Source organism: Rhizobium sp. CFBP 13644 (assembly GCF_014842165.1).
In the GTDB taxonomy this organism is placed as follows: domain Bacteria; phylum Pseudomonadota; class Alphaproteobacteria; order Rhizobiales; family Rhizobiaceae; genus Agrobacterium; species Agrobacterium tumefaciens_C.
Map to the genome: position 1 here is coordinate 797,047 of NZ_JACYVF010000001.1, position 12,000 is coordinate 809,046.

Consider the following 12,000-nt stretch of genomic DNA (forward strand, 5'->3'; position numbering starts at 1 on the left):
ACTCCATCAATTGAATGAGCCTTAAGTTCATCGGCGCGGGGCCGAGTGTCAGGGAAGCACAGTTTGACGAATATTCGACGCATGACTATCGCGGCTGCAACTATAGCCGTCTGTTCCATCATGACTCCACTACAAGCCAATGCCGGTACCGGTTGCGGGGGCGCATCCTGGTATGCCTTGACCTCGAAGACTGCTTCGGGCGAACGGATGAACCCTTCCAACCTGACGGCTGCCCATCGCTCGCTGCGCTTCGGCACCAAGGTCAAGGTCACCAATGCCCGCAACGGCAAGGCTGTTGTGGTGCGCATCAATGATCGCGGCCCATTCATCAAGGGACGTGTGCTTGATCTTTCCAAGGCAGCGGCCAAGGACATCGGCATGGTCAGCTCCGGCACGGCCAAGGTTTGCTACGAGATCATCGCGGCCAAGTAAGGTTCTTTAGTGAAATCTGCGCGAAGGCTTGCCCTCGCCACTATTCACGTCTACCTACCCGGACGAATTTGTGTGTGAGGTAGATTATGCGTTTGGGCGGGCGTTTGGCCGGGGCGATCGAAGTGTTGGCGGATATCGAAGCGCGCAGGCGCCCGGTGGCCGATGCACTGAAGGACTGGGGACTGGCGCACCGTTTCGCTGGTTCCGGCGACAGGGCAGCGATTGGCAACATCGTCTATGATGCCTTGCGCATGAAACTTTCCCACGCATGGGTGATGGACGACGATAGCGCAAATGCGCTGGGTTACGCCGTGATGCTGCGCCAATGGGGACAATCCGTCGAGCAACTGGCCGCCGAATTCGACGGCGACAAGTTTGCACCGGAGCCCCTGTCGGATGCCGCGGCATCTGCTTTTGCATCCCGCTCTCTGACCGATGCACCTGCCCACGTGCAGGGCGATATTCCCGACTGGGTGCAGGCTTCCTTCGAGGCGACCTTTGGCGAGAACTGGCTGCGCGAGGCGCAGGCACTGAACCTGCGTCCGACACTTGACCTTCGCGCCAATACGCTCAAGGCATCCCGCACCAAGGTTATCAAGGCGCTGGAAGATGCCAAGGCACAGGCCACGCGCATTGCCCGCCACGGCGTGCGTATTGCCGCCGGTGAAGGCCCATCGCGGCTACCCAACGTGACCGCCGAGCTATCCTTCCAGAAGGGCTGGTTCGAGGTTCAGGATGAGGGTTCGCAGATCGTTGCCGATCTTGCCGGTGCTCAGGAAGGCGAACAGATCCTCGATTATTGCGCAGGCGGTGGTGGCAAGACGCTGGCCATGGCTGCAACCATGAACAATAAGGGCCAGGTTCACGCTTTCGATGCGGACCGCAAACGGCTGGCACCCATCATCGAGCGCCTGAAACGCGCTGGCACCCGCAATGTGCAGGTGCATGACCGGGCCGAAAATCTTGAACGTTACCAGGGCAAATTCGACCGTGTGCTGGTTGATGCTCCCTGCACCGGCACCGGCACATGGCGCCGCCGCCCCGACACCAAATGGCGGCTGACGCAGCGCAATCTGGAAGAGCGCGTTGAACAGCAGGTTCAGGCGCTGGATCAGGCCAAGATGTTCGTGCGTCCCGGTGGCGAGCTGGTTTATGTGACGTGTTCTGTTCTACCGGAAGAAAATGAGCGCCAGGTGCGCCGTTTCTGCGCGGAAAACCCCGAATTCTCTATCCGGTCCGGGCTTGACCGCTGGACCAGCATTTTCGGTGCAGATACCATCAAGCCGCATTCTTCCGACGGAGAGACTGTGACGCTGACCCCGGCCACCACTGATACGGACGGCTTTTTCTTCTGCGCGATGAAGCGCACGGCCTGATATTCATCCGAATTGGCCTGACATGCTGGCGGAAGCTGGCATGTCGGCTTGGAATATTTCTAAACTAGAATATTTGACACAAGTTTGTGATTCGTTCAGAACTCGCCCTCACAGCCTCGTTACGAGTGGGCTGGATGAGGAGAGATGATGTTCCGCAAATCCATTTTGGGTGCCAGCCTGGCACTTCTGGCCGCTTCCGCGACATTCAGTGCAATTCCAGCCCGGGCCGCGACCGACACGGCCGCCGTGGTCAAGCATTATGCGGAACTGGGCTACGCCAAATATCAGGACTCGCTGCTGACAGCGCAGACGCTGGACAAAGCCATCGACGCGCTGATCGCAAGCCCCAGCGAAGCCAATCTGAAGGCTGCCCGCGAGGCATGGATCAAGTCCCGCGTGCCTTACCAGCAGACGGAAGTCTACCGCTTCGGCAACCCGATCGTTGACGAGTGGGAAGGCAAGGTCAACGCCTGGCCGCTGGACGAAGGCCTGATCGACTATGTCGACGGCTCCTACGGCACTGAAAGCGACGAGAACGAGCTCTACACCGCCAACATCATTGCCAATACCAAGCTCAAGGTTGGTGGCGAAGAGGTGGATGCCTCCAAGATCACGCCTGAGCTGATCCGCAGCCTTGCGGAGGCGGGTGAAGTGGAAGCCAATGTGACCACCGGTTACCACGCCATCGAGTTTCTGCTCTGGGGTCAGGATCTGAACGGCACCGGCGCAGGTGCTGGCAACCGCCCCTATACCGATTATGACGTGAAGAACTGCACCGGCGGCCATTGCGACCGCCGCGCCGAATACCTCAAGGCAGCATCCACGTTGCTGGTTGCCGACCTCAAGGAAATGGCTGACAACTGGGCACCGGGCGGCGAGGCGGCGAAAGCCGTCGAGGCCGACCCGAAACAGGGCCTCACAGCCATCCTCACCGGCATGGGCTCGCTCTCTTACGGCGAACTGGCGGGTGAGCGCATGAAGCTTGGTCTTCTGCTGCACGATCCTGAAGAAGAGCATGATTGCTTTTCCGACAACACCTACAACTCGCATCTGAACGACGCGATCGGCATCGCCTCGGCCTATACGGGTGAGTATACCCGCGTTGATGGCACAAAGCTCACCGGCCCTTCGCTCTCGCAGCTGGTTGCCGCAAGCGACAAGACGCTGGACGCCGAAATGCAGGCGAAGCTCAACAAGACGCTGGATGCCATGCACGCCATGGAAAAGCGCGGCCAGACCGTTGAAGCCTACGACCAGATGATCGGCGAAGGCAACAAGGATGGCAACGCCGTGGTGCAGGCTGCCATTGACGGGCTTCTGGACCAGACCAAGACCATCGAGCGCGTCATTGCTGCGCTTGATCTCGGCAAGATCCAGCTGGAAGGCTCCGACAGCCTTGACAGCCCGAACGCCGTCTTCAAATAGACCCGATCATGAGGCCGCGTGGATGACACGCGGCCTCCTATTCAAAAGCGTTGCAGGCGGACCATTTTGCGAAGAGTGCAATCTCTCACATGTCGGTATCACAGAGCTGATACGGCTCAGGCGCGGCCTGCCGGTTGCCTGTCATGAGATCGGCGCGTTGGCTTTGCCGCTCCGGCGTGCTGCTTGCTTTGACCGCGGGCGGCATCGCCTTTGCCGAAGACGTGCCACGCGCCGACATTTCCTCTGAAGACTTGCAGCGCGTGCGACAGGTCACGCAGCCTACTAGCGATTTTTCCAAAGCAGAACCCTTCGAGGCTATGTCTGCCGGGGCTGCGACGACGACGGCAACGACAGACCCGTTCTCGCAACCTTCAGCCAATATGGGCTTTGAGCGTGGGCAGGATTTCAAGCTGGGCAATGCGCTGTTTCAGAAGCTTTGGGTCTCCTCGCCATCCTCCACACAGGCCTCTGACGGGCTGGGGCCGCTTTACAATGCGCGCTCCTGCCAGACCTGCCACATCAAGGATGGTCGCGGGCGTCCGCCTGTGGGCGGCGAAGATGCCGTTTCGATGTTTCTGCGGCTTGCACGCCCGGCCCGCACAGCTCAAGAGATGGCCGCAATTCGCAGCCATGAGGTTTTGAACTTTCCTGATGCGACCTATGGCGGTCAGCTTCAGAACCAGGCTGTTCCTGGCTTGAAGGCTGAAGGAAAACTGTCCGTGACTTACGCCGAGCAAAGCGTGACCTTACCGGGTGGCGAGGTCGTTTCGCTGCGCAAACCCTCCTACGGCATATCAGGGTTGAATTACGGGCCGCTTGGCGATGACACGACGCTTTCGCCCCGCATTGCCCAACCGACCCTTGGTCTGGGGTTGATCGAAGCCATTGCGGATGAGGATATTCTGGCGGGCGCCAGACCTAATGGCGATGTGTCCGGCAGACCGGCATGGGTGCGCGACCACCGCAGCGGGGCGGTGAAGCTCGGGCGTTTCGGCTGGAAAGCGCAGAATGCCAGCGTGCGCGATCAGGCCGCCAATGCGCTATCGCATGATATCGGCATATCCTCTCCGGATGTGCCCAATGCCTTTGGTGATTGCACGCAAAGGCAGACGGACTGTCTGGCCCTGCCGACGGGTGTGCAGAAACGGCTGGGCGATGTGGAAGCGCCCTCACCCGTGCTCGACCTGATGACGTTCTATACGGAAAATCTGGCCGTGCCTGCGCGCCGCGACGTGGATGATCCCACTGTACTGCACGGCAAGCAGCAGTTTTACCAGGCCGGATGCGCCGCCTGTCACACGCCGAAATTCGTGACGAAGCGCGATGCCGCTGACCCGCTGCATTCTTTCCAGCTGATCTGGCCCTATTCGGATTTTCTGTTGCACGATATGGGCGAAGGGCTCTCTGACGGGCAGCAGGTGGGTGAGGCAAGCGGAAGCGAATGGCGCACCCAGCCGCTCTGGGGCATCGGCTTGACGCAAGCCGTGAATGGTAATGGCTTTTATCTGCATGACGGGCGGGCGCGCAGCCTGACCGAAGCGATTTTATGGCATGGTGGCGAGGCGCAAAAGGCGCGTGACGCCTTTGCTGCCTTGCAAAAGCCTGACCGGCAGGCTTTGCTGAGTTTTCTGGAGTCCCTTTGATGACAATAGCGATGCGACCATCCCACATGCTTCTGCCGCTTGCCTTTCTGCTGAGCTTCGGCACGGCATTGGCGCAGGATGTGGAGCTGATGCCACCGCCGCCGCTTGACCCGGTCAAGATACGCTCCGTGATGGCTAGGGCGGTCGATGGCTTCATCCGCCCCGGCTATGACGATTTCCGCGATCGTGCCAAGGCGCTGGAAGGCAAGATGCAGGCGCTGTGCGCGACACCTTCGGCAGACACGGTGACCGCTGCGAAAGCGGGCTTTGCAGAGGCGGCGGGCGCATGGTCTGCCATCGAGATCGTGCGGGTTGGTCCCGTGATCGAACAGAACCGCTTTGAGCGTGTGCTGTATTATCCCGACAAGAAGGGCCTTGGCCTCAAGCAAGTCCAGAAATATCTGTCGGGTAAGGACGAGAGCGTGACCACGCCGCAAGGCTTGCGGGGCAAGAGCGTTGCCGCCCAAGGCTTCGGTGCGCTGGAATATGTTCTCTACGGCACCGGAGCAGATGACGCGCTAAAGCAGAAGAACAGCTTTCGCTGCCGTTATGGCGCAGCCATTGCTGGTAACATTGCCAATATTGGCGTTGAGCTTTCCGACCTGTGGAATGCACCTGACGGTACGGCGAAACACTGGAAGGAACCGGGGCCGGACAATCCGGTATTTCGCGATGAGCGCGAAGCGCTGGTGGCTCTGCTCGGCATTCTGGTGCACGCCTCCGAAGACATTCGCGACAAGCGCATCGAGACCTTTTACAAGGGGCCTGACAATGCGAAATTTCCGCGCACCGCGATCTATTTGCGCTCTGGCCTGACATGGATGAGCATCGGCACCAATATTTCTGCCGTGCAGCGCCTGATGCACACGGCGCAGATGAGCGATCTGCTGCCGGCGGATCAGCGTTCCATCATCGGCTCCATCGATTTCATCGCCAAGTCCATGGTCCGCGTTGCGGGCACAATTGAGCCCGATGTGGAAAAGGCGCTTGAGGACGACAAGGAGCGCGCAAAGGTCGATTATCTGCTGCTGAATGGCAAGGATATGATCTACCGCATCAACGACCAGTATGGTGGCGCCATCGGGCTCAGCTCCGGCTTTTCCTTTTCGGACGGAGACTGAACAGTGGCTCGCGACAAACGGCTGCTGATTGACCGGCGCAGCTTCATCAAGGCGGCAGGCGTGCCCTTTCTGGCTGGCCTTGCGCCGCGGTCCCTCTATGCGCTTGAGCGAGCGGATGCGGTTTTTGCCTCGGCTTTCCGTGCCCGCGATGGCTCCTACGGGGTTGCGACGGTAACCGAAGCGGGAGAGATCGTCGAGCGTATGCCATTGCCAGCCCGCGCGCACGGCATGGCAACCAGCCACGTAACCGGGATGACGGTTGCCTTTGCGCGCAGACCCGGTACGTTCTTCATGGCGTTTGATCCGGCCCGAAAGCGCGAGCCCATCGTCATGCACACGCCTGAGAACCGGCATTTCTATGGCCACGGACAGTTCTCGCCTGACGGCTCCATTCTTTACGCCAGCGAGAATGATTTCGATCAGAACCGTGGCGTGATCGGTCTTTACGATGCGCGGGACGGCTTTCGACGCATCGGCGAATACAGTGCGCGGGGCATCGGCACCCATGACATGACCGTCAGCGACGATGGCAAGATGATCATCATCGCCAATGGTGGCATCGAGACCCATCCGGATTTCGGTCGCACCAAACTCAATATCGACACGATGGAGCCCTCGCTAGTGCTGCTGGATGCGGCAACGGGGCGACTGATACAGAAACATGGCCTTGCCAAGAACCTGAGCCAGCTTTCGACCCGCCATGTGGATCTTGGCCGTGACGGGCGCATCTGGTTTGCCTGCCAGTACGAAGGCCCGCGCAACACGCTGCCACCATTGATCGGGCATTTCTCCAAGGGCGACGACCTCAATTTCATCGACCTGCCGGATGAGACGACGGCCCGGCTGGCGAATTATGTCGGCGCCATCGCAGTCAACAGACGAGATGGCGTCATCGGCGTGACATCGCCCAACGGCAATGTGGCGGTGACGTTGGATGAGAAGACCGGCAAGGTTTTGCGCGAAACCACGTTGAGTGAAGCGGCGGGCGTGGCGGCGGCGCCACATGGCGTTGTAACATCGTCCTATAACGGACATTTCGGCACCGAGACAAGCGCTGTGGCCTGGGACCAGCATATCGTGAGGCTTGCCGGGTAAATTGCCTGATGGCACTGGAACCAAAGCATTTTCTGTGCATTTCATGGTCCATGAAGAAGCCCCTCGTCTACATCGCTTTCATCGTTGCCGTCGTTGCCATTGGTGCGCTCATTGGCATGAACAATGTTCCGGGCGCGTGGTATCAAACCCTGAACAAGCCCTTCTTCAACCCGCCGAACTGGATTTTCGGACCGGTGTGGACCGCTCTCTACGTGATGATCGGCATTGCCGGTGCACGCACATGGCTGAAAAGCCGCATGGGCGGGCGGATGCAGCTGTGGGGCAGCCAGATGCTGCTCAACTTCATGTGGTCGCCAATCTTCTTCACCATGGAAAGCCCCGTTGGCGCGCTCATCCTCATCGTACCCATGCTGATCTGCGTCATCGCCTTCATCATCATGACGGCGACGCGGGACCGGCTTTCCATGTGGCTTTTCGTGCCCTATGCCGCGTGGGTGGCCTTTGCCACGCTGTTGAACGCCAGCATCGTTTATCTGAATTAACCGTCTCACGCCCTTGCCTTGCGGTCTGTCACACGCCATGTTTTGACAAAGACAAGGAGAGGCAGGGGAATGGATTTCATCGATCCCGGCGATTATCGCCAGCGGATAGAAAAGAGCTTTGCGCGCCAGGGCGTCGTTCAGGCCATCAAAGCCGAGATTTCGCGCATTGAGCATCGTCTCGTGGAAATCGAGCTACCATTTCACCCAAAGCTGACGCAGCAGCACGGCATTCTGCATGCAGGTGTGATTGCCGCAGCCCTCGATACGGCCTGCACCTATGCGGCCTACACTATCATCGCGCCCGCCGCCTCCCTGCTGACAATCGAATTCAAGGTCAACCTCATGTCGCCGGGCCGGGGCGAGCGGTTTCTGTTTCGTGGTGAAATCACCAAGCCCGGCAGCAACATCATCGTGGCCGATGGCCGCGCCTATGCGCTCTCAGATGGCCCCGCCAAGCTGATCGCCTCCATGACCGGCACGATGATGGTGATGAAGGGACGGGAAGGTTTTGAAGAATGAGTTTTGAGATGATCGAAGTGGCGGGCAAGTGGCTGCTTTTCGTCATGGCAGCGGATGCCGAATATGGACCTCACCTGCAGGCCCGCTTCAAGCCGTTGATGACGGGTGTTGGCCCGGTGGAAGCGGCTGTAACGCTGGCTTCGACCCTCGCAAGGCTGGATGCAGAAAACGCGCTGCCTCACCTTGTCGTGTCCCTTGGTTCGGCGGGATCTCGCACACTGGAGCAGGCCGAGGTCTATCAGGCCACTTCCGTGTCCTACCGGGATATGGATGCGTCTGCCTTCGGCTTTGAGAAAGGCCGCACGCCTTTTCTTGATCTGCCTGCTGAAATCTCACTGCCCTTGCAAATCCCAGGCATCGCTGGTGCCCGGCTCTCCACCGGCGCGAAAGTCGTCTCGGGTGCCGCCTATGACACTGTCGATGCCGACATGGTGGAGATGGAGACATTTGCGCTGCTGAGGGCCTGCCAGCGTTTCGATGTTGAGCTGATCGGTCTGCGCGGCATATCGGATGGCAAGGCGGATGTGCACCATATTTCCGACTGGACCGCCTATCTGCATGTGATCGATGAGAAGCTGGCGCAAGCGGTGGACAGGCTCTGCCGTGCCGTGGAAGATGGCACCATTTCGCTCTGAACCACTTGCCTGATGGCGCAATTTCTGGCTTTTCAGGCCACATCACGGGTTGCCTAAAGCACCGTATTTCTTTAAAGGCTCGCCATGACCCAGATAGCCCATCCCGACAGCATCCTCATCATCGATTTCGGCAGCCAGGTGACGCAGCTTATTGCGCGCCGTGTTCGCGAGGCCGGAGTTTATTGTGAAATCCATCCGTTCCAGAACGCAAGCGATGCGTTTGAGACGCTGAAGCCGAAGGGCGTGATTTTCTCCGGCGGCCCGGCATCTGTCACGGCAGAGGGAAGCCCGCGCGCACCGCAGGCGGTGTTCGATTCCGGCATTCCGATCCTCGGCATCTGCTATGGCCAGCAAACGCTTTGCACGCAGCTGGGCGGCACGGTTGAAGGCGGACATGCGGCAGAATTTGGCCGCGCCGATATCGAGATCAAGAAGGCAAGCCCGCTGTTTGATGGCTTCTGGGATGTGGGCAATCGTTACCCCGTGTGGATGAGCCATGGCGACCGCGTGACGCAGCTGCCGCACGGTTTCGAAGTGGCCGCGACATCCGAAAACGCGCCATTTGCCATCGCCGTCAATGAAGAGCGCCGCTACTACACCACCATGTTCCACCCGGAGGTGATGCACACGCCTGATGGCGCAAAGCTTCTGTCCAACTTCGTACACAAGATCGTCGGCCTGAAATCCGACTGGACCATGGCCGCCTACCGCGCCGAGATGATCCGCAAGATCCGTGAACAGGTTGGCAGCGAGCGGGTGATCTGCGGCCTTTCCGGCGGCGTGGATTCCTCTGTCGCAGCCGTTCTCATTCATGAGGCTATTGGCGACCAACTGACCTGCATCTATGTCGACCACGGCATGATGCGCATGGGCGAGAGCGATCAGGTTGTGGGCATGTTCCGCGACCATTACAACATTCCGCTGGTGCATGTGGACGCCTCCGACCTGTTCCTGACGGAACTGGCTGGCGTTTCCGACCCGGAAGTGAAGCGCAAGACCATCGGCCGCCTTTTCATCGAGACATTCGAAGCCGAAGCCGCCAAGATCGCCTCCGACGGCAAGGGCGCACCGGCGTTTCTGGCGCAGGGCACGCTCTATCCAGACGTGATCGAAAGCGTGTCCTTCTCCGGCGGCCCATCGGTCACCATCAAGAGCCACCACAATGTCGGCGGTCTTCCAGAGCGCATGAACATGAAGCTGGTGGAGCCGCTTCGTGAACTGTTCAAGGATGAAGTGCGTGCGCTTGGCCGTGAACTGGGCTTGCCCGAAAGCTTCATCGGTCGCCACCCCTTCCCCGGCCCGGGTCTTGCCATCCGCTGCCCCGGCGTCGTGACCCGCGAAAAGCTCGACATTCTGCGCAAGGCAGACGCCGTCTATCTCGACGAAATCCGCAAGGCTGGTCTCTACGACACCATCTGGCAGGCTTTTGCCGTGCTGTTGCCGGTCCAGACCGTTGGCGTCATGGGCGACTACCGCACCTATGATTTCGTCTGCGCGCTGCGCGCCGTAACCTCGGTGGACGGTATGACGGCCGATTTCTACCCCTATGACATGAACTTCCTGGGACGTGCGGCAACCCGCATCATCAATGAAGTCAAGGGTATCAACCGCGTGGTCTATGACGTAACGAGCAAGCCACCGGGCACGATCGAGTGGGAATAATCCACTCCTGATGCCAGATATTACCGGGTTTCGTCTGAAGACGGAGCCCGGTTTTTTTTGACGTGATAACAGACGTGTCAGTCGCGCCGGACGAGCATCGATATTTGCTGTGGCGGTCGAAAGCGGAAAATTGTGGGAATTGGTTGATGCTGGGCATCTGAAAGGAACTGCGATGCGACGGAGTGGTCGCGTGTGTCGCATGTTCATCGTCGGGCGATTGCGCATCATGCGCGATGCAGCCTCAACGAATGCGGTGAAATACACCTCGCGTGGATGACGGCATAAGAGCCTCATACCAAGGCGAGGCAATGGCGCCTCGCCAGCAGTCTTCAAAGATTAGAGCTGTACCTTGTCGAAAGCCTTGCGGTCGATGCCGAGTGCGTCGAGATCAGCGCCAGCAGGCTTGCGGTGGGAGCGAACAGCTGCAGAAACGGCCAAAGCTGCGCCGAAAACTGCAAATGTTTCGCCAAAAAACTTACGGGATGTCTTAGCAACGTTACGCATGTGCGTCTCTCCTTGTGATGCCGATAATATGAGCATTTAAGCGATTTCGCACAACTCATGATTTAGCAGCCGAGCCATGCAGCTTAGCTCGAACTCGTTTGAATGACTGACCCACTAAATATGCATAGCTAGGAGCCATTTGATCGCGGCGGATTTCTTGATATGTCCATTTCAGCAATGCGGAGGACGGCGTGATGGTCACGATTTACGGCATCAAGAACTGCGACACGATGAAGAAGGCGCGCACCTGGCTTGAGGCTCAAGGTATCGCCTACACATTCCATGATTACAAAACTGCAGGCATTGATGCTGTTCACCTGAACGCCTGGTGCGATGCTGCCGGTTGGGAAACAGTGCTGAACCGCGCTGGCACGACGTTCAAGAAGCTGGATGAGGCTGATAAGGCCGATCTGACCCGCGAAAAGGCGATTGCGCTGATGCAGGCCCAGCCTTCCATGATCAAGCGTCCGGTGCTGGAAGCAAAAGGCAAGGTTACCGTTGGCTTCAAGCCTGAGGTCTACTCGGCGCTGTTCGGTTAGGCTGCCCCATGTCAAAAACCACCCGCGCAACCCAGCTCCTGACCAAGGCCGGTATTTCCTTCACCACCGTTGCCTATGACTATGATCCGAATGCCGAGCGGATCGGGCTGCAAGCGGCGGAAGCCATTGGGGCCGAGCCGCATCTGGTGCTGAAAACGCTGATGGCGGAGGTGGATGGCAGGGCTGTCTGCGTGGTCGTGCCCTCCGACCGGGAGGTCAGCATGAAAAGGCTGGCGGCGGCGTTTGGCGGCAAATCCGCCCATATGATGAAGCCCGCGGATGCCGAGCGGGCAACGGGATATCATGTCGGCGGGATCAGCCCCTTCGGCCAGAAAAAGCAGGTACCGACAGCCATCGAGATACAGTCCATGGACCATGATCTGGTTTACATGAATGGCGGCCAACGCGGGTTGCAGGTGCGTCTTTCACCCGTCGATGCGCAGTCAGTTTTGAAGGCGCTTGCCGTGCCGCTTGTGACGGATTAGCACAAAGACGGTTGGCTTTCGCGGCGAATGGGCTATGTTTTGCGCCTCGCAATAAAGACAT

Annotated in this window: 13 protein-coding genes; 12 read left to right on the forward strand and 1 reads right to left on the reverse strand. The window is 59.0% G+C overall.

What is annotated here, in order from left to right:
* Positions 1-63: 63 nt before the first annotated feature.
* The 10 genes from IFT53_RS03785 to guaA all read left to right on the forward strand — a co-directional run bounded on the left by IFT53_RS03785 (position 64) and on the right by guaA (position 10,411).
* Positions 64-432 carry a septal ring lytic transglycosylase RlpA family protein gene (locus tag IFT53_RS03785; RefSeq protein WP_155398731.1) on the forward strand — a complete coding sequence of 123 codons (369 nt, stop codon included), beginning with the start codon at positions 64-66 and terminating at the stop codon, positions 430-432.
* 86 nt (positions 433-518) lie between these two features.
* Positions 519-1,808: an RsmB/NOP family class I SAM-dependent RNA methyltransferase gene (locus tag IFT53_RS03790; RefSeq protein ID WP_042616342.1), complete on the forward strand. Its 1,290-nt coding sequence runs from the start codon at positions 519-521 to the stop codon at positions 1,806-1,808.
* A 147-nt stretch (positions 1,809-1,955) separates the two neighbouring features.
* A complete protein-coding gene (locus tag IFT53_RS03795; protein WP_192063287.1) occupies positions 1,956-3,233 on the forward strand; it encodes an imelysin family protein in 1,278 nt (425 codons plus the stop codon).
* A gap of 143 nt (positions 3,234-3,376) precedes the next feature.
* Positions 3,377-4,876, forward strand: a complete 1,500-nt coding sequence (locus IFT53_RS03800) for a di-heme oxidoreductase family protein (RefSeq protein ID WP_192063286.1) — start codon at positions 3,377-3,379, stop codon at positions 4,874-4,876.
* Positions 4,876-5,997: an imelysin family protein gene (locus IFT53_RS03805; protein ID WP_192063285.1), complete on the forward strand. Its 1,122-nt coding sequence runs from the start codon at positions 4,876-4,878 to the stop codon at positions 5,995-5,997. Before IFT53_RS03800 ends, IFT53_RS03805 begins: the two co-directional genes overlap by 1 nt.
* 3 nt (positions 5,998-6,000) lie before the next feature.
* Positions 6,001-7,092, forward strand: a complete 1,092-nt coding sequence (locus tag IFT53_RS03810; protein ID WP_192063284.1) for a DUF1513 domain-containing protein — start codon at positions 6,001-6,003, stop codon at positions 7,090-7,092.
* A gap of 50 nt (positions 7,093-7,142) precedes the next feature.
* Positions 7,143-7,595 carry a TspO/MBR family protein gene (locus IFT53_RS03815; protein WP_042616413.1) on the forward strand — a complete coding sequence of 151 codons (453 nt, stop codon included), beginning with the start codon at positions 7,143-7,145 and terminating at the stop codon, positions 7,593-7,595.
* A gap of 69 nt (positions 7,596-7,664) precedes the next feature.
* Positions 7,665-8,114 carry a PaaI family thioesterase gene (locus IFT53_RS03820; RefSeq protein ID WP_192063283.1) on the forward strand — a complete coding sequence of 150 codons (450 nt, stop codon included), beginning with the start codon at positions 7,665-7,667 and terminating at the stop codon, positions 8,112-8,114.
* Complete coding sequence (locus IFT53_RS03825; RefSeq protein ID WP_192063282.1) at positions 8,111-8,749, forward strand: 5'-methylthioadenosine/S-adenosylhomocysteine nucleosidase; 639 nt, start codon at positions 8,111-8,113, stop codon at positions 8,747-8,749. Before IFT53_RS03820 ends, IFT53_RS03825 begins: the two co-directional genes overlap by 4 nt.
* Positions 8,750-8,833: 84 nt before the next feature.
* Positions 8,834-10,411, forward strand: a complete 1,578-nt coding sequence (gene guaA, locus IFT53_RS03830) for a glutamine-hydrolyzing GMP synthase (protein ID WP_042616336.1) — start codon at positions 8,834-8,836, stop codon at positions 10,409-10,411.
* Positions 10,412-10,747: 336 nt separating this feature from the next.
* Here guaA and IFT53_RS03835 read toward each other — a convergent pair whose 3' ends face one another.
* Positions 10,748-10,915: a hypothetical protein gene (locus tag IFT53_RS03835; RefSeq protein ID WP_164470680.1), complete on the reverse strand. Its 168-nt coding sequence runs from the start codon at positions 10,913-10,915 to the stop codon at positions 10,748-10,750.
* Positions 10,916-11,106: 191 nt separating this feature from the next.
* Here IFT53_RS03835 and IFT53_RS03840 point away from each other — a divergent pair, with 191 nt between their 5' ends.
* Together IFT53_RS03840 and ybaK are read left to right on the forward strand one after the other, a co-directional pair.
* Positions 11,107-11,454 carry an ArsC family reductase gene (locus IFT53_RS03840; protein ID WP_192063281.1) on the forward strand — a complete coding sequence of 116 codons (348 nt, stop codon included), beginning with the start codon at positions 11,107-11,109 and terminating at the stop codon, positions 11,452-11,454.
* 8 nt (positions 11,455-11,462) lie between these two features.
* Positions 11,463-11,939, forward strand: a complete 477-nt coding sequence (gene ybaK, locus IFT53_RS03845; protein ID WP_192063280.1) for a Cys-tRNA(Pro) deacylase — start codon at positions 11,463-11,465, stop codon at positions 11,937-11,939.
* Positions 11,940-12,000 lie beyond the last annotated feature (61 nt).

Bases quoted from the DNA above. Each gene is read 5' to 3' on its own strand.
- IFT53_RS03790 (WP_042616342.1), top strand. From the start codon at position 519: ATGCGTTTGGGCGGGCGTTTGGCCGGGGCGATCGAAGTGTTGGCGGAT.
- IFT53_RS03795 (WP_192063287.1), top strand. From the start codon at position 1,956: ATGTTCCGCAAATCCATTTTGGGTGCCAGCCTGGCACTTCTGGCCGCT.
- IFT53_RS03800 (WP_192063286.1), top strand. From the start codon at position 3,377: ATGAGATCGGCGCGTTGGCTTTGCCGCTCCGGCGTGCTGCTTGCTTTG.
- IFT53_RS03805 (WP_192063285.1), top strand. From the start codon at position 4,876: ATGACAATAGCGATGCGACCATCCCACATGCTTCTGCCGCTTGCCTTT.
- IFT53_RS03815 (WP_042616413.1), top strand. From the start codon at position 7,143: ATGAAGAAGCCCCTCGTCTACATCGCTTTCATCGTTGCCGTCGTTGCC.
- IFT53_RS03820 (WP_192063283.1), top strand. From the start codon at position 7,665: ATGGATTTCATCGATCCCGGCGATTATCGCCAGCGGATAGAAAAGAGC.
- IFT53_RS03825 (WP_192063282.1), top strand. From the start codon at position 8,111: ATGAGTTTTGAGATGATCGAAGTGGCGGGCAAGTGGCTGCTTTTCGTC.
- guaA (WP_042616336.1), top strand. From the start codon at position 8,834: ATGACCCAGATAGCCCATCCCGACAGCATCCTCATCATCGATTTCGGC.
- IFT53_RS03835 (WP_164470680.1), bottom strand. From the start codon at position 10,915: ATGCGTAACGTTGCTAAGACATCCCGTAAGTTTTTTGGCGAAACATTT.
- ybaK (WP_192063280.1), top strand. From the start codon at position 11,463: ATGTCAAAAACCACCCGCGCAACCCAGCTCCTGACCAAGGCCGGTATT.